The 22,694-nt window shown below is 67.8% G+C and carries 23 protein-coding genes; 13 read left to right on the top strand and 10 right to left on the bottom strand.

Translation table 11 applies throughout. From position 1 onward, the window contains the following. Positions 1-7 precede the first annotated feature (7 nt). Both ACFV15_RS37210 and ACFV15_RS37205 read left to right on the top strand, forming a co-directional pair. Positions 8-1,126, top strand: a complete 1,119-nt coding sequence (locus ACFV15_RS37210; protein ID WP_378356722.1) for a hypothetical protein — start codon at positions 8-10, stop codon at positions 1,124-1,126. Then, positions 1,119-1,652 carry a hypothetical protein gene (locus ACFV15_RS37205; RefSeq protein WP_378356720.1) on the top strand — a complete coding sequence of 178 codons (534 nt, stop codon included), beginning with the start codon at positions 1,119-1,121 and terminating at the stop codon, positions 1,650-1,652. The genes ACFV15_RS37210 and ACFV15_RS37205 overlap by 8 nt, the downstream gene beginning before the upstream one ends. 54 nt (positions 1,653-1,706) lie before the next feature. On the opposite strand, the gene ACFV15_RS37200 is transcribed toward ACFV15_RS37205, so the two are convergent. After that, positions 1,707-1,961 (bottom strand): DUF397 domain-containing protein, encoded by a 255-nt coding sequence (locus ACFV15_RS37200; protein WP_370946212.1) that lies wholly within the window; start codon positions 1,959-1,961, stop codon positions 1,707-1,709. Between the two features lie 220 nt (positions 1,962-2,181). On the opposite strand from ACFV15_RS37200, the gene ACFV15_RS37195 reads away from it, so the two are divergent. Both ACFV15_RS37195 and ACFV15_RS37190 read left to right on the top strand, forming a co-directional pair. Then, entirely contained in the window at positions 2,182-2,448 is a 267-nt protein-coding gene (locus tag ACFV15_RS37195) for a hypothetical protein (protein ID WP_378356718.1), read from the top strand. Positions 2,449-2,498: 50 nt separating this feature from the next. Continuing rightward, positions 2,499-2,723, top strand: a complete 225-nt coding sequence (locus ACFV15_RS37190; RefSeq protein WP_378356716.1) for a hypothetical protein — start codon at positions 2,499-2,501, stop codon at positions 2,721-2,723. Positions 2,724-2,729: 6 nt separating this feature from the next. On the opposite strand, the gene ACFV15_RS37185 is transcribed toward ACFV15_RS37190, so the two are convergent. Continuing rightward, the gene (locus ACFV15_RS37185) at positions 2,730-3,587 is read right to left on the bottom strand and encodes a helix-turn-helix transcriptional regulator (protein WP_091300139.1); all 858 of its coding nucleotides are present in this window, start codon (positions 3,585-3,587) and stop codon (positions 2,730-2,732) included. A 148-nt stretch (positions 3,588-3,735) separates the two neighbouring features. Here ACFV15_RS37185 and ACFV15_RS37180 point away from each other — a divergent pair, with 148 nt between their 5' ends. Together ACFV15_RS37180 and gndA are read left to right on the top strand one after the other, a co-directional pair. Continuing rightward, entirely contained in the window at positions 3,736-4,656 is a 921-nt protein-coding gene (locus tag ACFV15_RS37180; RefSeq protein WP_378356714.1) for an MBL fold metallo-hydrolase, read from the top strand. A gap of 43 nt (positions 4,657-4,699) precedes the next feature. Next, the gene (gndA, locus tag ACFV15_RS37175) at positions 4,700-6,133 is read left to right on the top strand and encodes an NADP-dependent phosphogluconate dehydrogenase (protein WP_378356712.1); all 1,434 of its coding nucleotides are present in this window, start codon (positions 4,700-4,702) and stop codon (positions 6,131-6,133) included. A gap of 65 nt (positions 6,134-6,198) precedes the next feature. Here the strand turns inward: gndA and ACFV15_RS37170 are convergent, their stop codons facing one another. From ACFV15_RS37170 to ACFV15_RS37150, 5 genes are all read right to left on the bottom strand, one after another. Further along, complete coding sequence (locus ACFV15_RS37170; protein WP_378356710.1) at positions 6,199-7,152, bottom strand: hypothetical protein; 954 nt, start codon at positions 7,150-7,152, stop codon at positions 6,199-6,201. A 133-nt stretch (positions 7,153-7,285) separates the two neighbouring features. Further along, the gene (locus ACFV15_RS37165; RefSeq protein WP_378356708.1) at positions 7,286-8,011 is read right to left on the bottom strand and encodes a Clp protease N-terminal domain-containing protein; all 726 of its coding nucleotides are present in this window, start codon (positions 8,009-8,011) and stop codon (positions 7,286-7,288) included. Positions 8,012-8,063: 52 nt separating this feature from the next. Continuing rightward, positions 8,064-9,230 (bottom strand): 4-hydroxybenzoate 3-monooxygenase, encoded by a 1,167-nt coding sequence (locus tag ACFV15_RS37160; protein ID WP_378356706.1) that lies wholly within the window; start codon positions 9,228-9,230, stop codon positions 8,064-8,066. Position 9,231: 1 nt separating this feature from the next. Continuing rightward, positions 9,232-10,443 (bottom strand): NAD(P)/FAD-dependent oxidoreductase, encoded by a 1,212-nt coding sequence (locus ACFV15_RS37155; protein WP_378356704.1) that lies wholly within the window; start codon positions 10,441-10,443, stop codon positions 9,232-9,234. A 249-nt stretch (positions 10,444-10,692) separates the two neighbouring features. After that, positions 10,693-11,508, bottom strand: coding sequence for an IclR family transcriptional regulator (locus ACFV15_RS37150; protein ID WP_378356702.1), 816 nt, complete (start codon positions 11,506-11,508; stop codon positions 10,693-10,695). A 128-nt stretch (positions 11,509-11,636) separates the two neighbouring features. Between ACFV15_RS37150 and ACFV15_RS37145 the strand changes: the two genes are divergently transcribed. Further along, positions 11,637-12,980: a nucleobase:cation symporter-2 family protein gene (locus tag ACFV15_RS37145; protein WP_378356700.1), complete on the top strand. Its 1,344-nt coding sequence runs from the start codon at positions 11,637-11,639 to the stop codon at positions 12,978-12,980. Between the two features lie 106 nt (positions 12,981-13,086). Here ACFV15_RS37145 and ACFV15_RS37140 read toward each other — a convergent pair whose 3' ends face one another. Then, positions 13,087-14,301 carry a glutamine synthetase family protein gene (locus ACFV15_RS37140; protein ID WP_378356698.1) on the bottom strand — a complete coding sequence of 405 codons (1,215 nt, stop codon included), beginning with the start codon at positions 14,299-14,301 and terminating at the stop codon, positions 13,087-13,089. Between the two features lie 72 nt (positions 14,302-14,373). Here ACFV15_RS37140 and ACFV15_RS37135 point away from each other — a divergent pair, with 72 nt between their 5' ends. After that, the gene (locus ACFV15_RS37135) at positions 14,374-15,162 is read left to right on the top strand and encodes an acetoacetate decarboxylase family protein (protein ID WP_378356696.1); all 789 of its coding nucleotides are present in this window, start codon (positions 14,374-14,376) and stop codon (positions 15,160-15,162) included. A gap of 9 nt (positions 15,163-15,171) precedes the next feature. Beyond that, complete coding sequence (locus ACFV15_RS37130) at positions 15,172-15,741, top strand: MarR family winged helix-turn-helix transcriptional regulator (RefSeq protein WP_378356694.1); 570 nt, start codon at positions 15,172-15,174, stop codon at positions 15,739-15,741. Here ACFV15_RS37130 and ACFV15_RS37125 read toward each other — a convergent pair. Beyond that, entirely contained in the window at positions 15,738-16,463 is a 726-nt protein-coding gene (locus ACFV15_RS37125) for a gamma-glutamyl-gamma-aminobutyrate hydrolase family protein (RefSeq protein WP_378356692.1), read from the bottom strand. The genes ACFV15_RS37130 and ACFV15_RS37125 overlap by 4 nt on opposite strands. Continuing rightward, complete coding sequence (locus tag ACFV15_RS37120) at positions 16,460-17,950, bottom strand: aldehyde dehydrogenase (protein WP_378356690.1); 1,491 nt, start codon at positions 17,948-17,950, stop codon at positions 16,460-16,462. Before ACFV15_RS37120 ends, ACFV15_RS37125 begins: the two co-directional genes overlap by 4 nt. Positions 17,951-18,072: 122 nt before the next feature. Between ACFV15_RS37120 and ACFV15_RS37115 the strand changes: the two genes are divergently transcribed. From ACFV15_RS37115 to ACFV15_RS37100, 4 genes are read left to right on the top strand one after another with little or no spacing between them, the layout of a single operon-like run. Then, positions 18,073-19,527, top strand: a complete 1,455-nt coding sequence (locus tag ACFV15_RS37115) for an aldehyde dehydrogenase (RefSeq protein ID WP_378356688.1) — start codon at positions 18,073-18,075, stop codon at positions 19,525-19,527. Further along, on the top strand, positions 19,520-20,398 hold the full coding sequence (locus ACFV15_RS37110) for a 3,4-dihydroxyphenylacetate 2,3-dioxygenase (protein WP_378356686.1): 879 nt from the start codon (positions 19,520-19,522) through the stop codon (positions 20,396-20,398). The genes ACFV15_RS37115 and ACFV15_RS37110 overlap by 8 nt, the downstream gene beginning before the upstream one ends. After that, the gene (locus tag ACFV15_RS37105; protein WP_378356684.1) at positions 20,391-21,239 is read left to right on the top strand and encodes a fumarylacetoacetate hydrolase family protein; all 849 of its coding nucleotides are present in this window, start codon (positions 20,391-20,393) and stop codon (positions 21,237-21,239) included. Before ACFV15_RS37110 ends, ACFV15_RS37105 begins: the two co-directional genes overlap by 8 nt. Further along, the gene (locus ACFV15_RS37100) at positions 21,240-22,583 is read left to right on the top strand and encodes a pyridoxal phosphate-dependent decarboxylase family protein (protein WP_378356682.1); all 1,344 of its coding nucleotides are present in this window, start codon (positions 21,240-21,242) and stop codon (positions 22,581-22,583) included. Positions 22,584-22,694 lie beyond the last annotated feature (111 nt).

Genomic DNA, 22,694 nt, shown 5'->3' with positions numbered 1-22,694 from the left:
AGGGGTAGTGGATCTCACGGCGTCGGGGGCCAGAGCGGTTCCCGCAACCACGAGCGGCGCGAGGGGGTTGGCCGCGGCGAGTTTCGTGCTCGCCGGGACTTTGCTCTCATTGACAGGGCTGACCTGGGACATCCAGTGGCACGACGACGTCGGGCCCGACACGTTCTTCACACTGCCGCATCTGTTCCTGTACTCGGGCAGCGCGGTGGCGGGCATCGCGAGCCTGCTCGTGGTGCTCAAGACGACAGCGGCGACCCGCAAGGGCCAGCACGTCGACCCGATCGTCGGCGGCCGCGCGGTCGGCGTGTTCGGCAGGACCTTCGCGGCGCCGGTCGGCTATCTCGTCTCCGGCACCGGCGCGGCGATGTTCCTGCTGTACGGCCTGTGGGACCAGTGGTGGCACAGCCTGTACGGCTTCGACGCGGTCATCTCGTCGCCACCGCACATCGGGCTGCTGCTCTCGGTCACGGTGACCATGGTCGGCGCGGTGATGGTGTTCGCTGTCGCCCGCGGTGAGCGCTGGGGCAAGGTCGGCCTGATCGGCAGCCTGGCCGTGCTGACCGGGTTCAGCATGGTGACGGTGATCGGCCTGTCCGAGATCGACGCGGGCATCGTCAACACGGTCGTCGTCGGCACCGCGTTCTTCTCGGTGCTGACCGTGATCATGGGCGCCGAGGTGATCGGCAGGCCGGGCGGCGCGTTCGGCGTCGCTCTGTCGCTGGCCGCGATCCAGGCCGTGTTCTGGTGGTTCTCGCCGTGGGCCGCGGAAACCTACGCCGGCATGGTCGGCCTGCCGCTGCGCGACAACATCGACGGCGTCCCTGACATGCCCGCGATGATGCCGATGAGCCTGATACTGGTGGCCGCCGCGGTCGAGCTGGTGCGCCGTTTCGGCACCGGCCGCGCGATGGCCGTGCTCGGCGCCACGGTCGGCGGGCTGATCGTGACCGCTGCGCAGCAGGTGCAACGGGCATGGATCTACGGCGCGAACCTGCCGCCTGCCTCGTCGATGATCGCGACCATCGTCGCGGGCGGGGTTTTCGGTGCGCTCAGCGGATTCCTGGGCTGGCGGTTCGGCGTGATGCTGCGTCAGCTCGCGCCGTCGAAGGAGAACAGCGATGCGTAAGACAGTCATGGCGCTCGTCGGCGTCATCGGATTGCTGCTCGGCACGGCGCTGCCCGCGTCGGCGTACGAGCCGGTGAACATCGTCCACACCGAGCAGGTCCAAGCCGGGCCGTACGCGCTGACCATCGGGTTCAGCACCTGGCCATTGCGCGCGATGCAGTCGCTCGACTTCACCTTCATCCCCGACGGCGGGATCGAGGGCAAGTCCGGCACGCTGTCGGTCATCAAGCCCGGCGCGGAGAAGGCGGGCAGGCCGTCGCCGCTGTCCCGGCATCCGCGCAAGCGCGATGTGTGGGGCCTGGACGTGGAAAGCCTCAACCTGCCGGGCGACTGGACCTTCCAGTTCGTCGTCGACGGGCCGCAGGGTCAGGGCAAGGGCGCGCTCAAACCACTGCCGGTGATGGAACAGCCCGGGCCGCCGATGGGCCTGAGCTGGGCGATCAGCACGGTTCCGCTGTTCGCTTTGATCGCGCTGATCGTCGTCGCCTGGCGGCGCACGCGCACACCATCGGAACAGACGTCCTGAGCGGGGCGAACGAAGGGCGTCTTCCTCACCGCCGGTGAGGGAGGCGCCCTTCCTTTATCCGGGTAGGTCGAACTGGCCTGCCTTGACGGCGATGAGGAACGCGTTCCACTCGCCCGCGTCGAACATGAAGACCGGGCTCGACGTCAGCTTCGTGTCGCGCAGGCCGACCACGCCGTCGCCACCCACGTTGACCTCGACACAGTTGCCACCGTTGGGCTCGCTAGCGAACGACTTGGCCCAGCCGTCGTCGTCGAAGAAGCGCACGGCCGTGTTCGGATCGTAATCCGGTACAGACGGATAATCCGTCATGGGTCGTACCTCCGGGCTTCCAGTGAAGAGCGCAGTCGCAGGGCCAAGCGGGTGATCAACTCAGCATGCCCTCGACACTCAGATTATTCCAGGAGTAGGATTAATCTCAGCGGCCAGGGTGAAGTAGTTTGAAATTCGCAACCACACTGTTCAACATGTTCGACTTTTCCCGGCAGGCCGTGACCACCACATCGCAGGCCTCTTGGGGGAGGACCAACTGGTGATCAAGGCGAACGACCGGACGGACGCGCTTGCCGTCGGTAGAATTACTGCGGGCCTCACTGGGGAGAGCCGCAGGTCAGCACACCTTTTTGATCTTGAAGACGACGCGGGCACAGCCGGTTTCGTGCTCGCACGCTGCGGATCCGAGCTGCCGCTCCCGGATATCGAATGGCTGACGCTGGGCATGGGGATGCCCTGCGAACGCTGCCTGGGAGTCGGCGGCGCAACTGACCAGGCGCTGCTGCGCCGTGAACTGGGGGCGTGAAAGAAATGGCAGTCCGACTCACACAGACGCCGCGCCGCGAGGCGCCGTCCGTGAGCGAGACCACATCCGGGGGACGAAGGACCATCGGCCGCGCACTGCGTGACCGCTTCGGTTTCAGCTTGATCCAGGCGCCACTACGTCAACATGTAACGCCGTGGGCCGAAGAGCCCGAGCTGCCCGGCCCGCGTCGTGAACTGGTGGCGGCCGGAAGCGGGCCCGCGCCCGAGTGGAACGCGCGCCCGATCGTCGAGCAGCTGGAACTACACCGGGCCTGAGTCTTCTCAGGCGTTCATCTGGGCGCGGTAGTGCTCCGCGAGCTCAGCCAGGAACTGGCGGGTCTCCCCGCGTTCCATCGCGGCACCCCGCAGGCGGTCCCACGAGTCCACGAAGATCTGGAAGTCCTTGGAGTCGTCCAGGTAGAGGCCGCCCGCGGAGTGCTCGATGTAGACGAAGTCCCGCGTGCGGTCGGGAAACCGCATGATGGTGAAGTCGTTCGGGACCGAAGCGAGTTTCGCGTCGAACGGCAGCACGTGCACGTACACGCGCGGCCTGCGATCCAGCAGCAACAGGTGCTCGACCTGGTCGAGCATGACGGCCGGCGCCAGTCCGCCAGGCGCACGGCGCAGCGCGGCCTCGCTGATGATGAACCGGTAATACGGCGGCTGCTGCTGGTCGAACACCGCTTTGCGGTCCAACCTGTTGCGGACCAACGACGTCACGTCCGTCGCGCCCGCTTCGGTGAACTGCTTGAGCATGTAGTGCTCTGACTGCAACGGGCCGGGGATGCGCTCACCGTGCCAGGTGAGGATCTCCGCCGCGGCCGGTTCCAGATCGGTGAACGTGCGAAACCAATGCGGCACCACCGAGCGGTAGCCGGACCAGTGCCCGCGCTGGCCCGCTGCCGCGCGCGCCAGGTTCATGAGGGTTTCGGCTTCGTCGCCGTTGATGCCGAACGCGTTGAGCATCGATCGCACGTCCCCGAGCTTCACCCCGACGGCGCCAGACTCGATCTTGTTGACCTTGCCCTGGGTGCAGCCCAGGAACTCGGCAACCTGCTGCTGAGTCAGCTTCGCCGCATTACGGGCATGACGGAGCTCGTTACCGAGCTGCTTACGCCGCGAAGTGACGGTGCTGGCCATCAGCCGTGCTCTCCCAGAACACTCATCCGGTCCAGAACTCCTTCATTCGCACTCTGCGGAGTTCGATGATGACACCGCGCAGCGCTCCAGGAAAGATCTCTGGACGCCATCCGGCCCAGTTTACCGGCTTGGCGGGCATAGTAGACGCGTGCAGGATCTCTCACCGTCAGCCGCCACCGCCTGGCAAGTCGCCAAAGGCGTCTACGGGTACGTCCAACCGGATGGCTCGTGGTGGATCAACAACTGCGGATTCATCGACGCGGGCGATCACAGTGTGCTCATCGACACCTGTGCCACCGAACGCCGCACCCTCGCGCTGGTGGACTCCGTCACATCGACCACCGGATCCGCGGTGCGCACGCTGGTGAACACGCATCACCACGGCGACCACACCAACGGCAACTTCCTGGTACCCGGCGCGACCGTCGTCGGGCACCGCAAGACCCGCGAGGCGATACTCGCAACTGGTCTGAACAAGTACGAGGGCGTGTTCACCGGCAACGACTGGGGACACCTGGAGCTGCGCCCGCCCGAGGTCGTGTTCGAAGACCGGCTGACCATTCACGCCGGAGATGTCCGGATCGACCTCATCCACCCCGGCTACGCCGCGCACACCACGAACGACGTGCTCGTGTGGCTGCCAGAGCAGCGCGTGCTGTTCGCGGGAGACACCGTGTTCAACGGCGGGAGCCCGTTCGCGGTGATGGGCTCGGTGGCGGGCTCGCGGGCCGTGCTGGACGTGGTGCGCTCGCTGGACCCGTTGACGATCGTGCCGGGTCACGGCCCGGTCTGCGGCCTGGAAGTGCTCGATCGTCTCGACGCCTACCTGGCGTTCGTCCAGGAGCGAGCCGAGTACGGGAAGTCGGCGGGCCTGACCCCGTTCGAGACGGCGACCCGGACGGACCTGGGCTCGTTCGCCGAGCTTTCGGAGTCCGAGCGGCTGCCCGCGAACCTGCACCGCGCGTACGCCGAGCTGGACGGGCTCGAATGGGGCGCCGAGATCGACCTGCGTGACGCGGTCGTCGACATGGTGAAGTACAACGGCGGAGAGATCCGCTGCTTCTCTTGAGCACTACGCTTCGATTCAGAAAGACGCGACCGGAAGGGCTTAGATGAGCAAGAAGGCGAGCATCGGGGTCACGGGGCTGGCGGTCATGGGCCGCAACCTGGCCCGCAACCTGGCGCGGCACGGGCACACCGTCGCACTGCACAACCGCTCGGAGGAGCGGACGCGGGCGCTGGTCGACCAGTTCGGTGACGAGGGCGACTTCATCCCGGCCTATTCGGCGCAGGAGTTCGTCGACGCCTTGGAGCGGCCCCGCCAGGTCGTCATCATGGTCAAGGCGGGTGCGCCGACCGACGCGGTCATCGACGAGTTCGCGCCGCTGCTCGAGCCGGGCGACGTCATCGTCGACGCCGGCAACGCCCACTTCGCCGACACCCGCCGCCGCGAGGCCGCGCTGCGCGAGCAGGGCCTGCACTTCGTCGGCACCGGCGTCTCCGGCGGTGAGGAGGGCGCGCTGCACGGCCCGTCGATCATGCCGGGCGGCTCGGCCGAGTCGTATCAGTCGCTGGGCCCGCTGTTCGAGGACATCTCGGCCAAGGTCGACGGCTCCCCCTGCTGCACCCACGTCGGCGCCGACGGCGCCGGACATTTCGTCAAAATGGTGCACAACGGCATCGAGTACGCCGACATGCAGCTCATCGCGGAGTCTTTCGACCTCCTCCGCGGCGCCGCCGGTTACTCCCCCGCCGAGATCGCCGAGGTCTTCCGCACCTGGAACACCGGCCGCCTCGACTCCTACCTGATCGAAATCACGGCCGACGTGCTCGCCCACGTCGACGCTTCTTCCGGTCGTCCGTTCGTGGACGTGGTCGCGGACCAGGCCGAGCAGAAGGGCACCGGCCGCTGGACCGTCCAAATCGGACTCGACCTGGGCGTCCCCATCTCGGGCATCGCCGAAGCCGTCTTCGCCCGATCGCTTTCGGGATCTTCGGAGCTCCGTTCGGCCGCCCGCGAACTCGGCGGCCCCAGCCGCGCCCCGCTGTCGGACGTCACCGGCTTCGCGGACAAGGTCGAGCAGGCCCTGTACGCGTCGAAGGTCGTGGCCTACGCGCAGGGCTTCAACCAGATCCAGGCAGGCGGCGCGGAGTACGGCTGGGACATCGACCTCGGCCGGGTCGCGGCGATCTGGCGCGGCGGCTGCATCATCCGGGCCAAGTTCCTGAACGACATCACGTCGGCTTACGAAGCCGAGCCCGGCTTGCCGACGCTGCTGACGTCCGGCGGCTTCCGGAAGGCGGTCGAAGAGGCCCAGGATGCTTGGCGTTCTGTGATCTCTACGGCGGTGGCTCTGGGCATCCCGACGCCTGGCTTCTCGACGGCGCTGGCCTACTACGACGGGCTTCGGGCGGACCGGCTGCCTGCGGCGCTGGTTCAGGGGCAGCGGGACTTCTTCGGTGCGCACACCTACCGGCGGGTGGACCGGGAGGGGTCGTTCCACACGGCCTGGGCTGAGGACGGTCGGCCCGAGGTTTCTTCTTAGTTTTGGCTTGGGCAGCAGTGAGGGGCGCCCTGAGTGCGTAGTAAGCACTCAGGGCGCCCCTCACTTCAATCCACAACCTTGACATCGGGTCGTGGGCGGCTGGCGGCCGCGGCATACGCAGCCCGCAGTTCGGCGATGACCGCACGAGGTGCCGAACGCAGATCAGTGGGCAAAGTCCGTAAGACCTGGACTCCGGCTATCGCGTACTTGTTGTCACGCCTCACGGTTGTAACAAAGCCGTCGGCACCGGAGTGGAACGCGAGCGAGTCGATTTCCCAAGCGAGGCCGACCTCGTCGAACCACGCATCCGGCTTGGCTATGTAGTCACCCTGCGCGTTGACCAACCGCTTGTTCCACAAAGGTGGCGGCAGCCCGCTTCGCGACCACACATACGTCGCATCTATTTCCGCGACTGAGTGCGCACCGGGTTCCATCTCCCTGAGCACTCGCCGCACAATCGCGGAGCCCCGCCCGCTACCGGCCGCCAATTCCTGCTCGAGCCGGTCAACCGTACTGAAACGCCGTTGCACCGACTCAGTCAGTAGTGCTCGCACCGGCTCCAGCTCACGCATTCGCCTAGCCGCGTCCAACACCGCTCTGGTAGCCGGTGCGAGCGCGACCCCTTCTCTTCTCACGACTTCCGGCATTCGCCGCGTTCGCTCGACGAACACGAAATCGTGGTCCTTCAGCCGACGCTCATGGTCGATGAGGATATGCACGAGACGGTCGCGGGGAATGTTTCGCAAACCATGACCGCGACAAGCCGCGAGTCCGGTGATCAGCGCATCTGGACTTCCATATGCCACGGCGGCCGCGAGCATCTGACGCCAACTCGGCGGAGCCCGAAACAAGCACACTACGCCGGGCAGGATCAACTGCCACGAACCACCAGGCCGGCATTGCCTGGTCACTGTCCCCGCAGGCATCCCCATCGCCGTAAGCGTGCTCACCCGGATAATGCCGTGATCGCTCGCTTTCAGGAGGAATTCCTGAGCTCCGCTCCACTTGGTACGTGTCACTCGAGCCACGATGCCAGTCCGAGCGGGTACCACCGGGCCGCGCGATCTAGTTGTCCACAGGGGTATCCAGGTGTGGATAACTAGATCAGCAAAACCACTGCCAAAGCGACCAAGACAGCGAGCAGTGCTGGCTTCAGCTCAGTTTCCGGCCCTCGACGATCGCGGCCAAGATCTGCAGTGTCCACGGCTCGACCGCCTCCTTGGTCACGCCCCATTCGTTCAGCAAGTCATAAGCCCGGCCTTCGCCAAGCTCCAGGATCGCGAACAGAATGTGTTCCGTGCCAATGTAATTGTGACCGAGGCGCAGACCTTCGCGGAGCGTCAGCTCCATGACCTTCTTGCCGTGGACGTCGAACGGGAGCTGGTCGGCGATCGTGTCGGATGGCGGGTCGAAGGAGTCCATGACCTTCGGGATCGCCTCTTCGATGGGCAAGCCGAACTCGGCGATCGCCTTGGCGGCGAGGCCTTCCGTTTCGCCGAGGAGGCCGAAGAGGAGGTGTTCGGCGCCGATGTGGTTGTTGGAGGCGTTGCGGGCCGCGGCCTGGGCGCCGATGACCACCTTGCGGGCGCGGTCGGTGAAGCGGCCGAAGGTGTTGGCCAGCTCTTCGAGGCTGGGTTCCTTGGGGACGAAGCGTTTCTGGGCTGCCTGCTTCGAGACGCCCATGCTGCGGCCGATGTCGGTCCAGGAGGCGCCGGAACGCCTTGCCTGGTCGACGAAGTGGCCGATCAGGTGATCCGCGACCTCGCCGAGGTTGTCCGCGACCAGCACCGCGTCGGACAACTGGGCGAGTGCGTCGCCGTCGGTGTGCTGCTTCTTGATGTAGGTGATGAGTTCGTCCAATCGGACCGGTGAGTTCATGCGTCAACTGTAGGTTGACGATCCACCGTGCGTCAACCCTGGGTTGACCAGGTCACCCGAAGGGCAGACCGACGTAGTTCTCGGCCAGACTGGTCGCGGCAGCCTTGGAGCTGACCGTGTACCGCAGCTGGGAGACCTGGAGACGGCGCTGGAACGGGTCGGCCGCTGGGTCTATATGCAGCATGGTCGTCATGAACCAGGAGAAGTGCTCGGCCCGCCACACTCGGCGCAGGCAAGTCTCCGAATAAGCCGACGCGGACTCGGAGTTCTTGTGCAGCAACAGTTCCTTCACCGCGCGCGACAGGACGAGCACGTCGGCGATGGCCAGGTTCATGCCTTTGGCGCCTGTCGCGGGGACGATGTGGGCCGAGTCGCCTGCCAGGAAGAGCCTGCCGTACTGCATGGGCTCGACCACGAAACTGCGCATCGGCGCGATGTTCTTGTCCAGGATCGGGCCCTCGATCAGGGAAAACCCGTCCGCGGCCAGCCGAGTGTCCAATTCGGACCAGATGCGGTCGTCGGACCAGGATTCGATGCGGTCGCCGTTGGGGACCTGGAGATAGAGCCGGGTGATTTCGGGCGAACGCATGCTGTGCAGCGCGAAGCCGCGGTCGTGGTGGGCGTAGATCAGCTCGTCGTCGGAGGGGCGCGTCTGCGCGAGGACGCCCAGCCAGGAGAACGGGTACTCGCGGTCGAAGGCCTGCTGCGATGGGATCGCCGGGCGGCTGATGCCGTGGAAGCCGTCACAGCCCGCGATGACGTCGCACTCCAGAACCCGTGAGACACCTTCACTGTCCCGGTAGGTGACGCGGGGGCGTTCAGTGTCTATTTCGGACAGTTTGACGTCGGAGACCTCGTAGTGGATCGGCTGGTCGCGTGCCTCGTGGGCGTCGATCAGGTCCTTGACGATCTCCTGCTGGCCGTAGACCACAATGGACTTTCCGGTCAGCTCTGTCAGCGGGATGCGGTGATCCTCGCCGCCGAAGCGCAGCGAAAGGCCTTCGTGCACAAGGCCTTCCGCGTCCATGCGCGTCGCGAGCCCGAGCTGGCGGAACAGTTCGACCGTCGGATGCTCGCAGACCCCCGCACGCACACGCTGGCGTATGTAGTCGCGGCTGCGGGCTTCGAGTATCACCGACTCGATGCCCTCCAGGTGGAGGAGGTGAGCGAGCACGAGCCCCGCGGGGCCCGCTCCGACGATGCCGACCTGTGTACGCAAGCTAACTCCTAGATTTGGCCAATGCCTTGAGATCGAACTCGGCCGCCCGCAGCTCGTCGAGCGTCACCGGCCTGGTGGCGGCGAGCAGACGGCGGGCGGATACGTGATCGCTGGGGCGGTTGACCGACTCGACGGCGATCAGCACGTCGTCGCGGAACGCCAGGATGGAGAACTTGCCCGCGTCCTTGTCACCGGTCACCAGCAGGTTGTCCGCGCCGGTGCCGATGCCGGCGATCTGCAGCTTGTTCCCAAGCTGGTCGGTCCAGAACCACGGGACGCTGTCGTACGGCGCCGGTGCGCCCGTGATGGTTGCGGCAACCCATCGGGCCTGGTCGACGGCGTTCTGCACGGACTCGAGGCGCGTTGGCTGGCCGGCGTGCACGCACGGGAAGTTGGCACAGTCGCCGACCGCGAAGATCTTGGGGTCGCTGGTGGTGAGGTGCTCGTCGACGACGATGCCGTTGTCGACCTTGAGGCCTGCTTCTTCGGCGAGCGTGGTTTCGGGGAGCACGCCGACACCGATGACCACGAGATCTGCCGGCAGACGGCGGCCGTCGGTGAGCTCGACCGACTCGACCTTGCCGTCGCCGTGCAGCGCGGTGACGCCGTGACCGAGGATCAGCGTCGCGCCCGCCTGCTCGTGGAGCGTGGCGAAGTGCGCGGAGATCTCCGGGGTCGCGACGCGCGCGAGCAGCCGGTCCTGCGCTTCGACGACCGTGACCGGGCGGCCAGCGTGCGCGGCGAACTCCAGTCCGATGAAGCCGCCGCCGATGACGACGACGTCTTTCGCCTGCTCCAGCGCGGTCCGCAGCGAGTCGGCGTCATCGCGGGTGCGCAGGCCGAGGACGCCTTCGAGGTCCGCGCCGGGCACCGGGAGCGGGCGGTTGCGCGCACCGGTGGCGAGCACGAGGTGGTCGTACGCGAGCGACGTGCCGTCTTCGAGCGTGACGGTCGACTCGGCGCGGTTGATCGCGGCGACGCGGCCGTCGACGAGCTCGATGTCCTTGTCGTTGAAGAAATCCTGGGGACGCAGATGGAGCGCGTCGACCCCGGCGGTCCCCTGCAGATACTGCTTCGACAGCGGCGGGCGCTGGTACGGCACGCCGGGTTCGTCGCCGATCAGCACGACCCGCCCGCCGAAACCCTTGTCCCGCAACGAAGCGGCGGCTTGGAACCCACTCTGTCCCGCACCGGCGACGAGGACCGTTGTCATTGTTGCTCCTCTCGGTTCTTAGCCCTCATCTGAGCACATCCCGGCTAGCCCGTGCGAGTGGTCCAGGTCGCGTTTCTTAGGTCCGTGTTCGCGATAGCCGAGCCCAGGCGGCCCCTGGCGGCACCGCGGAACCGCACGCGTACAACCCCGGTACGAGTACGGTTCCGCGGCACCGCCAGGAACCACCTGGATCTCGACTCTCATCGAACGAGACCTAAGGAACACGACCTCGGGTTGCTCACAGCATGCTCAGGGGCTGCGTTCGGCGGGCCGCGACTTCCGCTCAGCGGAAGCCGGCATCCGGGCGGCGCGAGGCGCGCCGAGTGACCGGGAGATCCCGCGCGCGGCCGCGCGGACGGCGGAGACCAGGCTGCGAGCGTCGGTGCCCTCGGCGGGGACGACCAGGGAAATCGCGGCCACGACTGTGTCATCTGTGCCGTAGACGGGCGCGGCGACCGACACCGAGACCAGCTCGATCTGGCGGTCGCTGATCGCGTAACCGTCACGCCGGACGTCCGCGAGCACGCGCCGCAGTTTCGCGGGCGACGAGATGGTCTTGGCGGTGTAGCGCTTGAGCGGCGCCGCGAGCACCGACTCCTGGACCTCGGCGGGCGCGTTCGCGAGCAGCACCAGCCCGACGCCGGTCGCGTGCGCGGCGAGCCTGCCGCCGGGGCGCGACACGACGTTGACCGCGCCGCGTGCGGAGATCCGCTCGAGGTAGACGACATCGGGGACGTCGAGCACGGCGAGCTGGACGTTCTGGTGGGTCGCCTCGTAGAGGTCTTCGAGAAACGGCATCGCGCTCTCGCGCAGGCTCATCCCGTGCGGCGAGAGCGACGCGACTTCCCACAGCCAGAGTCCGACGCGGTAGCGGCCGTCTTCCTCGCGTTCGAGCGCGCCGCGGCGGACGAGTTCGGCGACGATGCGATGGGCGGTGGACAGCGGCAGGCCCGCCCGGCGGGACAAATCGGACAGCGTCAGCTTTGGGCGGTCCGAGGTGAAGGCGCCGAGAAGATCGAGGACACGCTCCGCCACCGAGGGCGGGCGGGCTGCGTTGTGCCGCATAGAGCCAGGTTAGCCGCCCTAACGGGCGAATGATCCTGCCCAGGTGGACACCTCGGGAAACACGATCACCATCGCCGGGACACGCTACCGTCACGCGCGAGGCGTTGGCTTCGGTGAAAGGAGGCGTCATGGTCGAGAAACACCCCGTCGATGAAGTGCTGCCGTTCGGGCGGCTGACGTTGCTGGGCCTGCAGCACATGTCGATCATGTACGCCGGCTCGGTCGCCGTGCCGCTGATCGTGGGCAGCGCGCTGAAGCTGGACCAGGCGACGATCGCGCTGCTCGTCAACGCGGACCTGCTGGTCGCGGGCATCGCGACGCTGATTCAGGCGATCGGCGTGTGGAAGATCTTCGGCATCCGGCTGCCAGTGGTCGCGGGCGCGACGTTCAGCGTGGTCAACCCGATGATCATGATCGGCGCCCAGTACGGCATGCCGGCGGTGTACGGCGCGATGCTCGCGTCCGGTGTGTTCGGGCTGCTGATCGCGCGGCCGTTCGCGAAACTCGTCCGGTTCTTCCCGCCGCTCGTGTCAGGGACACTGCTGGTGGTGATCGGTGTTTCGCTGATCGGGCCCGGCGCGGCGATGATCGCCGGGCACGACACCCAGTCACCGGACTACGCGCGGCCGTCGCACATCCTGCTGGCGCTGGGCGTGATCGCGCTGGTCGTGCTGTTCACCCGGTTCCTGCGCGGGTTCGCGAACCAGATCGGACCGCTGGTCGCGCTGGCGCTCGGCCTGGTGGTGGCGATCCCGATGGGACTCGTGCACCTCGACGGCGTCTCGTCGGCTTCGTGGTTCGGGCTCGCGTCGCCATTCCACTTCGGACCGCCGACGTTCCCGATCGCGGCCGTGCTCTCGATGTGCGTGGTCATGCTGGTGACCTACACCGAGTCGACGGCCGACCTGCTGGCGGTCGGCGAGATCACCGGCAAGCCCGTGAGCGACGCCGACCTCGCGCGCGGCCTCGCGACCGACGGCCTGTCCGCGGTGCTCGGCGGCGTGATGAACTCGTTCCCCGACACGGCTTTCGCCCAGAACGTCGGGCTGGTGCAGATGACCCGCGTGCGTTCGCGGTGGGTGGTCGCGGTGACCGGCGGGGTGCTGCTGCTGATGGGCCTGGTCCCGAAGATCGGCGCGTTCATCGCGGCGATCCCGGAACCGGTGATCGGCGCGGTGGCCGTGGTGATGTTCGCGATGGTGGCGGCCGTCGGACTGCAGAACCTGCGCAAGGTGGAGTTTTCGGGTAACCACAACACTTTCGTGGTCGCGGTGTCGATCGGCGTCGGCATGCTGCCCGCGGTCGCGCTGGACCGCTTCGGCAACTCGATCTTCTTCAAGAACTTCCCGTCGTGGCTGCAGACGATCTGCGGGAGCCCGATCACGATCACGGCGGTACTCGCGTTCACGCTGAACCTGCTGTTCAACCACCTGGGTTCGCGGCGCTCCGACCCGGACCTGGTCTCCGTCTAGCCGGGGAAAAAAATCCCAATGCGGCATTGGTCAGGTTTCAGCACGCCAATGTGGCTTTCGTCAGCTCTGAGCTGACGAAAGCCACATTGGGATTTTTTTCCCCGGGTCAGAGGAGCCAGGAGTACTCGCGGAACTCCCAGTCGGTGACTGTGCGGGCGAAGCGGGCCAACTCGGCGCGCTTGAGGGCGGCGAAGAGTTCGACGAAGCGGGGGCCGAGGCCCGCGACCAAGATCTTGTCGTCTTCCAGGGCGTCCAGGGCCGCGGGGAGGGACTTGGGCAGGGGGTCGCCTTCGCCGGGCGCGGGGGGTTTCAGGTCGTGCTGGATGCCGTCGAAGCCTGCGGCGAGTACCGCTGCGATCGCCAGGTAGAGGTTGGCCGAGCCGTCGCCGCCGCGGACCTCGACGCGGCCGCCTTCCGGCGGGATGCGGACGTAGGCGGTGCGGTCGTCGGGGCCCCAGTTCGCGGTGACGGGCGCCAGGCCGTCGCCGAGGCGTTTGTAGGCGGTGATCGTCGGGTTGAGCAAGGCGGTCAACGCCGGCGCGTGCGCCAGGATCCCGGCGAGGAAAGCGTCGAGTGGCGGCGGGCCCGAAGGGTCCACAAGGGACACATGCAGATGGCACCCGTTGCCGGCGCGGTCGTTGAAGGGTTTGCCCATGAACGTCGCCAGCAGGCCGTGCGCGGACGCGACCTCCTTGACCACGTACTTGAACAGGAACGCCCGGTCGGCCGCGTCCAGCGCGTCGGAGTGGTGCTGGTTCAGCTCGAACTGGCCGCCGCTGAACTCGTGGTTGCCCGCCGTGACGCCCAGGCCCATGGCCCGGCAGCGGCGCAGCAGCTGCGAGATCATGCCTTCGGGGTCGTGCGCGGTGCCGACCATGTAGCCGGCCGTGTCGCGCTCGCCGTAGGGCGCCCAGCCGCCGGAGTCGCGGCGGCACAGGTAGAACTCCAGCTCGGGGCCGACCACCGGGGACAGGCCGCATTCCGTGTACCGCGCGACCTGCGCACGCAGGATGTCGCGTGGCGAGAACGTGAGCGGTTCGCCATGCGTGTCGGAGATGTCCGCGAGGCACAACGCGACGTCCGCGGAGCCGATCAGCGTGGTCACGTCGGGGCGGGCGACGGCGTCCGGCCAGCCACCACCGGAGGTCTCGGGTGCGTCGAGCGGGTTGGCGGCCAGGTCGGTCAGCATCAGCGCCTGGCAGAAGCCGACACCGTGCGTCACCACCCGCTCGAACTCCTCGACCGTGACCTCCTTGCCGCGCGCGACGCCGTGCAGATCGCTCCACAGCACTCTGACCAGGTCCGCTCCGCCGAGATCCACCTGAACCCTCCCAAAGGTTTGGCCCCAAACGATATGCTGTCACCGAGCACATGGACAAGCTGTGGAGGCGATGTGGCCGAGGTTCGCGGTTTCTTCACCCCGAAGTCGGCCACCGGCCGCGCCTCGCTGGTGCCGTCCCCACCTTGGCACTACTCGGGCGACCTGCTCACCATCGAATATCGGACCGACCCGGAACGGGTGGCCGAACTGCTGCCGTCGCCGCTCGAGCCCGCCGCCGAAGACCCCGGCGCCGTCGCGCTGATCTGGGCCGACTGGCAGTCCTGCGGCGACTCCCGCGAGGAGTTGCTCGACCCGGTCCGCGCGCAGTACAAGGAGTGCTTCGCCGTCGTCCGATGCTCCTACCAGGGCAAACCGTACTCCCGGTGCGTCTACATCTGGGTCGACAAGGACTTCGCCATCGCGCGCGGCCTGCACCAGGGCTACCCCAAGAAACTCGGTTCGATCCACTTGACGCGCCCGCATCCGTACGGCCCGGCACCGCGGATCGAACCGGGCGCACGCTTCGGCGCGACACTCGCCGCGGGTGACCGCAGGCTCGCCGAAGCCGTCGTCACGCTGCGAGAACCCGCCGAGACCAACGGTTTCGTCAACGGCCACCCGATGGCACACCACCGCTGGCTGCCGTCGATCGAAAAGGGCGGTGGCCTGGCGCTCGACGAGCTCATCGAGAGCGGGGCCGCGAGCTTCGAAGGCGGCACGCCGTGGGCGGCCGACGCGGACCTCACGCTCTTCGAATCGCCGACGGAGGAGCTCGCCGGGCTGGTCATCAGGGAACCGATCGCCGCCTACTACCGGCAAGTCGGCGTGACTTGGGATGGCGGCACGCGCCTCACGGGTTAGGGTCTGCGGGTGACCGGGCACCACAAGCTCTCCGAGACCGAGCGCGCCGTCCAGGCCAAGCTCGGGGACATCCCGCTGTTCTGGGAGCAAATGCAGGCGGCGGCCAACCTGCATCGCGCGGCGGCCGCGGTCCGCCTGCACTTCGAGAACTCGGTGCTGCGCTCGTCCGACCTCACCTGGACCGGGTTCGTGGTGCTCTGGGTCTCGTGGATCTGGGGCGAGATGGAGACCCGGCACGTCGCCGAGGAAGCGGGCATCACCAAGGGCACGCTGACCGGCGTGGTGAAGACGCTGGAGTCGCGCGGGCTCGTGGTGCGCACGCGCCACGCCACCGACGGCCGTCTCGTGCTGCTTTCGCTCACCGAAGAGGGCGAAGAGCTGATGGAGACGCTGTTCCCGGCGTTCAACCGCGAGGAAGTGTTCGTCACCTCGCGCCTGTCGACGGCCGAGTGCAAGCGCCTCGCCGGCGCGCTGCGCAAGATCGTCTCGCAGGTCGAGGAGGAGGGCGAGCAGCGCCGATCCGAGCTGCACGCCGAAGGCACTCCCCCGCGCCGCGGCGGCCGTCGCAAACCCGCTTAACCGACGCGGGACACAGCGGGCTTGATCGCGGCCGCGGCCACCAGCGCGCGGAACAACGCCTTGCTCGCCGGGTCGAACTGCGCGGTGTCCTCCGGATGCCACTGCACGCCGAGGAACCAGCCGGGCCCGTCGGGGCGTTCGACCGACTCGATCGTCCCGTCACAGGTGCGCGCGCCCGCGACGAGACCGTCGCCGAGCCGATCCAGGCATTGGTGGTGGAAACAGGACACCCGGATCGAGTCGGAGCCGACCGTGGCCTCCAGCAGCGTCCCCGCCTTCACCGCGGCCAGGTGGACCACGTGCTTGTGCCCGCGGATGTCCTGGCGCAGCGTGCCGCCGAGCACCACGTTGACCACCTGCATGCCACGGCAGATCGCCAGCGTCGGCAGGCCGACGTTCAGCGCGTGCGCGGCGAGCGCGAGGTCGAACGCGTCCTGCTCGGCGTCCACGTCGTACACCGCGTCATGGGTGACGGCCGCGCCGTAGCGATACGGCGCGATGTCGCCGCCGCCCGGCAGCAGCAGCGCGTCGCAGCGTGCCAGGCGTTCGGCGATCTCGATCGAGTCCGCGACGCCGCGCGGCGCGTGCGGATGCAGCATGACCGGCTCGCCGCCTGCCTCGAAAACGGCTTCGGCCAGCGAGCGGGCGACGACCTCGGCGCGGAACCGCAGTGCCGAAGCCGACGCCGCGAACCGCGCGGGCAACGCGATGAGCGGTCTCATAACTGAACCCACGTCGTCTTGAGTTCGGTGTACTTGTCCAAGGCGTGCACCGATTTGTCGCGGCCGTTGCCGGACTGTTTCACTCCTCCGAATGGGACGGTCAAGTCACCCTCCTCGTAGCAGTTCACCCAGACCGTGCCCGCCCGCAGCGCGCGGCTGACCCGATGCGCGGTGCTCAGGTTCGCCGTCCACACCGCCGCCGCCAGCCCGTAGTCGCTCGCGTTGGCCAACTCGACCGCCTCCTCCTCGGTATCGAAGGTGAGTACCGCCAGAACCGGGCCGAAGATCTCGTCGCGCGCGATGCGCATGTCCGGGCCGACCTGGTCGAAGACGGAAGGTTCGAGGAACCAGCCGCCCAGTTCGTGCTGCACCGGCTCGCCACCGGTGCGCAGCCTGGCGCCGTCGGCGAGCCCGGACGCGATGTGCGCGCGGACCATCGCGAGATGTTCGAGGGTGACCAGCGGCCCCATTTGCGTGGCAGGGTCGAGCGGGTCGCCGACGCGCAGTGCGCCCGCGCGGCGGACGACGGCGTCGGTGAACTCGTCCGCAATGGACCGGTGCACCAGCAGCCGCGACGGCGCCGTGCACATCGCACCCTGGTTGAAGAAGATGCCCCATGCCGCGGTCGCGGCGGCGGCTCCGAGGTCCGGCGCGTCGGGGAAGACGAGGTTGGGCGACTTGCCGCCGAGCTCCAGCCAGACCCGCTTGAGGTTGGAATCGGCGCCGTAGCGCAGGAAATGCCTGCCGACCGCGGTCGAGCCGGTGAACACGAGCGCGTCGACCTCGTGATGCCTGCCCAGCGCGCGGCCGACGGTCGGGCCGTCGCCAGCGACGACATTGAGGACACCCTGCGGGAGATCGGCCTCGACGAGCAGCTCGGCGAGCCGCAGCGCCGAGAGCGGTGAGCGCTCGGACGGTTTGAGCACGACCGTGCAGCCGGCGGCCAGCGCGGGCGCGAGCTTCCACGCGGCCATGGTCAGCGGGAAGTTCCACGGCACGACCGCGGCGACCACGCCGACCGGTTCGCGGGTGACCAGCGCGAGCGCGTCCGGCGCGGTGTGCGGTACCTCGTCGGCGAGCTTGCCAGCCAGCTCGCCGTACCAGCGGAAGGTGTTGATCACCGCGCGCAGCTCGATGGCGTCGGCCTCCACCACCGGTTTGCCCATCTCCAGGCTGATCAGCAACGCCAGCTCTTCACGATGCCGCTCGACGATCTCGGCGATCCGCAGCAGCGCACGGCCGCGCTCGATCGGCGCGAGGCGTGGCCATGGGCCGCGGTCGAACGCGTAGCGCGCGGCTTCGACCGCGAGGTCGACCTCTTTCGTGCCCGCGTCGGCGACCTTGGCCAGCTCGCTGCCGTCCCGTGGCGACCGGATGGTGAAAGTGGCGCCGCCTCCCGGCTCGGCGGCGCCACGAATGTGGTGCTCCGTGACCGGGACGACACGTTCAGCGGCCGCCAGCCACTCGGCATGAGTACGCGTTGTCATCGCTGCCCTCCGGAGCGTTTGTTTGGAGGCAAACGGTACTCCGGAATCGCGCATTTCGGTAATAGCTTGCGCCTATTCATCTGATAGATTATTTGGAGCCAAACGATATGGAGGCCAGTCCCGTGTCGAACCTGCCCGAGGTGGACACCCGCCATTGGATCGGTGGCGAGAGAGTCGGCTCCCCCACCACCTTCATCGACAGGAGCCCGCTCGACGGTGTGCCGCTGGGCGAGATTTCCCAGGGTGGCGCCACCGAAATCGACGCCGCCGTTTCCGCGGCACAGCAAGCTTTCCCGGCATGGGCTGCGACGTCACGCAAGGAACGAGCCGAGCTGCTGCACGCCATCGCGGACGGTGTCGAGGCGCGTCTGGAGGAGCTGGCACAGCTCGAAACCGCCGACAACGGCGCGCTGATCCGCTCGCACCGCCGCGGAGTGATACCCCGAGTGGCCCATAACTTCCGGTTTTTCGCCGATTGGCTGCTTGACGAACTCGACCATCCCGACTTCGAAACCCGCGGCCACCGTAATCACGTCAGCTGGGACCCGGCCGGCGTGTGCGCGTTGATCACGCCGTGGAACGCGCCGCTGATGCTGGCGACATGGAAGATCGCGCCCGCGCTCGCGGCTGGGAACACCGTCGTGCTCAAGCCGGCGGAGTGGACACCGCTGACCGCGTCACTGTTCGCCGACATCACCGCGGAAGCCGGGCTGCCGCCTGGGGTTTTCAACGTGGTGCAGGGTTTGGGGCACGAAGCGGGCGCCGCACTGGTGTCGCATCCGGGTGTGCGGCGGATCAGTTTCACCGGCTCGGTGCCGACCGCGCGCAGCATCGCGGCGGCCGCCTCGGCCAACCTGACGCCGCTCAGTCTCGAACTCGGCGGGAAGTCACCGCTGATCGTGTTCGAGGACGCCGATCTCGACCTGGCGGCCGAGCTGGCCGTCGAGCAGTACGACAACGCGGGCCAGGTCTGCCTGGCCGGTACCCGGCTGCTGGTTCATGCCAACGTTGTCGGCGAGTTTCAGAAGCGCTTGCTGGACAAGGCTTCCCGGCTCAGGCAAGGCGATCCCCGCGACGCCGGAACGGACATCGGGCCGCAGATCCACCCCGATCACTTCGCGCGCGTCGACGGTTTCGTGCGGCGCGCGGTGGACGGTGGCGCGCGGGTGCTGCTCGGCGGCGGGCCGAACACCGACCTCGGCGGGCTCTTCTACCGGCCGACACTGCTCACGGATGTCGCGCCGGACGCCGAGATCGTCACCGAAGAGGTGTTCGGGCCGGTGCTGACACTGCAGACGTTCGACTCCGAAGCGGAGGCGGTCGCGCTCGCCGACGGCACGAAATTCGGGCTGGCTGCCGTGATCGTGACGTCCGATGAGGAGCAGGCGGCCCGGGTGAGTGGGAAACTGGTGGCGGGGACCGTCTGGGTGAACTGCTTCTTCGTCCGGGACCTGCGCGCACCGTTCGGCGGATCCCGCCAGTCCGGCATCGGCCGGGAAGGCGGGACCTGGAGTTTCGACTTCTACTGCGACTTGAAAAACACCGTTACCGCACCGGGAGGCTTCCTACATGGGTGAAATCGTCGGTGCCGGGCTCCTTTCCCACGTTCCCACGATCGTGCTGCCGGAGGAGACCCGGCGAGACCTGAACAACGGGCAGGACACCACGCTCGTGCGCGGCCTGCGGCAGCTGCGGGCGGAGGTCTTCGACGGGCTGGACTACGACACGGTCGTCGTGCTCGACTCGCACTGGGCGACCACGGTCGAGTTCGTGGTGACCGCCCAGCAGCATCGCGCCGGGCTGTACACCTCCGAGGAGCTGCCGCGCGGGATGAAGCGGATCCCGTACGACTTCCCCGGCGATCCTGAGCTCGCCGAGTCCGTCGCCGCGCACGCCGAGAAGCGCGGCACCTGGATCACCGCGATCGACGACCAGTACCTGCCGATCTACTACGCCACGGTCAACCTGTGGAAGTACCTCGGTGTCGAGGGCAAGCGCTGGATGTCGATCGGCGTCTGCCAGACAGGCGACGAGGAGGACCATCTCCGGCTCGGGCGCGCGCTCGCGGACGGCATCGCGCGCGTTGACCGGAAGGTGCTGCTGATCGCGTCCGGCGCGCTCTCGCATCGGTTCTGGCCGCTACGCGAGCTACGTGACCACGAAGCGAGCGACCCGGTCCACGTGCGGACGCCGGAAGCCCGTGATGCCGATTTGCGGCGCATCGAGTGGTTCGAGCAGGGTAGGCACGACGAGGTGCTCCGCACGATGCCCGAGTTCCGGCGGTTCAAGCCGGAGGCCGGGTTCGGGCACTACCTGATGATGGTCGGCGCGCTGGGCGAGGAACGCTGCACGGCGCCCGGCCGGAGGTACGGCGAGTACGAGAACTCGATCGGCACCGGCCAGGTGCATCTGTGGTTCGATCGGCCGGAGGGTGGCTGGAATGCCTGAGTACCGCAGGATCCTGCTCGACGGAGCGGTGTTCGAGTGCACTGTGGACGGTGGGGAGCTGGTGTGCGCCGACGGGCGCAGGGTGAAGATCGCCGACGCCGTGCACCTGCCGCCGTGCGTGCCGGGCAAGGTGATCGCGGTGCACCTGAACCACCGCAGCCGGGTCGAGGAGTTCCAGCTCTCGCCGGCCGCGACGCCGACGTATTTCCACAAGCCGACGTCGGCGCTGAACTCGCACGGCGGCGCTGTCGTCCGTCCACAGGGGTGCCAGTACCTGAACTACGAAGGCGAAGTCGCCATCGTGATCGGTCGGACCTGCCGGAACGTGTCTCCCGGCGAGGCGGGTGACTACATCGGCGGATACACCATCGCTAACGACTACGGGCTGCACGATTTCCGGGACACCGACGCGGGTTCGATGTTGCGTGTCAAGGGATCCGACACATTGTGCCCGCTCGGTCCCGGTCTCGTCACCGACTGGGACTTCCGCGGCAAGCGGCTGCGGACGTACGTCAACGGGACGGTCGTGCAGGACGGCTCGACCGACGAGATGGCGTGGGACATGCACTATCTCGTCGCGGACATCGCGCGGACGATCACGCTGAACCCCGGTGACGTACTGCTGTCCGGGACGCCTGCCAACTCACGGCCGGTGCAGCCCGGCGATGTGGTGGAGGTCGAGGTCGAGGGGCTCGGCACTCTCACCAACCACATCGTCGAAGGCCCGCTGGGCGTCCGAACGGACGTGGGCGCGCAGCTGTCCGCGTCGGAGGAAGTGCTGTCGACCGCACTGGGCGGCGACTGGGAGTTCCGCGGTATCCGCGCACCGAGGAGGTCTTAAGTGGATCTGCGCCACTGGGTCGAGCAAGCCGTATCGTCCATTCAGGACTGGTCGTCAAGTTTTGGTGTCTTTGAAGGACATCCGGCACTCGCGGTGGACGACGCCGACTTCGGGAAGGCGTTCGGCGAGCTGATCACCAGGCTCGGCGACAACTATCCGTACGGCCACCCCCGCTACGCGGGCCAGATGCTGAAGCCGCCACACCCGGCCGCGATCGTCGGCTACCTGGCGGCGATGCAGATCAACCCGAACAACCACGCACTCGACGGCGGCCCCGCGACGTCCGCCATGGAGAAGGAGGTCGTCGCCGCGCTCGCCACGATGTTCGGCTTCGGCGAGCATCTCGGTCACCTGACGACCAGCGGCACGATCGCGAACCTGGAGGCGCTGTTCGTCGCGCGCGAACTGCACCCTTCCCAGGGGGTCGCGTACAGCGCGGAGGCGCACTACACGCACCCGCGGATGCTGCGCGTGCTCGGCGTCGAAGGCTACGAGGTCCCCGTCGACGGCCAAGGCCGGATGGACCTGGACGCGCTGGAAACCTTGCTGCTCACCGGAAAAGTCGGAACCGTCGTACTTACGACCGGCACCACCGGCCTCGGCGCGATCGACCCGATCCACGAGGCACTGGCCTTGCGCGAGCGCTACGGCGTGCGCATCCACGTCGACGCGGCCTACGGCGGCTTCTTCACCCTGCTGGCAGGCGCGGAGTTGCCTCTTGAGCCGTGGCGCGCGATCGCGTCGTGCGACTCGGTCGTGGTCGACCCGCACAAGCACGGCCTGCAGCCTTACGGTTGTGGCGCGGTGCTCTTCGCGGACCCGGCCGTGGGGCGGTTCTACCTGCACGACTCGCCGTACACCTATTTCACGTCGGACGACCTGCATCTGGGCGAGATCAGCCTCGAGTGCTCGCGTGCCGGAGCAGCGGCGGCGGCTCTGTGGCTGACTTTCCGTCTGCTGCCGCCGACGCCCGACGGCCTCGGTCGCTCGCTGGCGGCCGGGATCCGGGCGGCTCGCGGCTGGGCTGACCTGATCGAGTCGTCCTCGGTGCTGACGCTGTACCAACGCCCGTCGTTGGACATCGTGAGCTACTTCCCTTCCGGCTCAAGGCTTTCCGACATCGACCCGGTCTCGGACCGCGTCATGCACGAGGGCATGACCGGCGAGGACCCGGTCTTCCTGAGCACCCTGCGCGTCTCGGCGGCGGCGATGGCCGCGCGCCACCCGTCCATCACACCCGACGCCGACGCGACCCGAATCCTGCGCAGCGTCCTCATGAAACCCGAGCAGGAGGCCCACTTCCCGCACCTGCACGCCCGGGTCGAATCCCTCGCCCGCCCCTGACGGGGATCGTGAGTGGTACGGCCGGTTGGAACCGGCCGTAACACACACGACCCCGAGCCGAAGGCCGCGGGGGATGTGTTGGGGCCCGGGGGGGGGGGACCCCGGGGCGCC

The organism is Amycolatopsis sp. NPDC059657, assembly GCF_042734395.1.
GTDB lineage: Bacteria > Actinomycetota > Actinomycetes > Mycobacteriales > Pseudonocardiaceae > Amycolatopsis.
The sequence above is the reverse complement of the archived record's forward strand: the minus strand, read 5'-3'. Positions and strand labels throughout refer to the sequence as shown.

Excerpts from the sequence above, each read along its gene's own strand:
- ACFV15_RS37205 (WP_378356720.1), top strand. The coding sequence starts at position 1,119 with ATGCGTAAGACAGTCATGGCGCTCGTCGGCGTCATCGGATTGCTGCTC.
- ACFV15_RS37200 (WP_370946212.1), bottom strand. The coding sequence starts at position 1,961 with ATGACGGATTATCCGTCTGTACCGGATTACGATCCGAACACGGCCGTG.
- ACFV15_RS37185 (WP_091300139.1), bottom strand. The coding sequence starts at position 3,587 with ATGGCCAGCACCGTCACTTCGCGGCGTAAGCAGCTCGGTAACGAGCTC.
- gndA (WP_378356712.1), top strand. The coding sequence starts at position 4,700 with ATGAGCAAGAAGGCGAGCATCGGGGTCACGGGGCTGGCGGTCATGGGC.
- ACFV15_RS37165 (WP_378356708.1), bottom strand. The coding sequence starts at position 8,011 with ATGAACTCACCGGTCCGATTGGACGAACTCATCACCTACATCAAGAAG.
- ACFV15_RS37155 (WP_378356704.1), bottom strand. The coding sequence starts at position 10,443 with ATGACAACGGTCCTCGTCGCCGGTGCGGGACAGAGTGGGTTCCAAGCC.
- ACFV15_RS37150 (WP_378356702.1), bottom strand. The coding sequence starts at position 11,508 with ATGCGGCACAACGCAGCCCGCCCGCCCTCGGTGGCGGAGCGTGTCCTC.
- ACFV15_RS37145 (WP_378356700.1), top strand. The coding sequence starts at position 11,637 with ATGGTCGAGAAACACCCCGTCGATGAAGTGCTGCCGTTCGGGCGGCTG.
- ACFV15_RS37125 (WP_378356692.1), bottom strand. The coding sequence starts at position 16,463 with ATGAGACCGCTCATCGCGTTGCCCGCGCGGTTCGCGGCGTCGGCTTCG.
- ACFV15_RS37120 (WP_378356690.1), bottom strand. The coding sequence starts at position 17,950 with ATGACAACGCGTACTCATGCCGAGTGGCTGGCGGCCGCTGAACGTGTC.
- ACFV15_RS37110 (WP_378356686.1), top strand. The coding sequence starts at position 19,520 with ATGGGTGAAATCGTCGGTGCCGGGCTCCTTTCCCACGTTCCCACGATC.
- ACFV15_RS37105 (WP_378356684.1), top strand. The coding sequence starts at position 20,391 with ATGCCTGAGTACCGCAGGATCCTGCTCGACGGAGCGGTGTTCGAGTGC.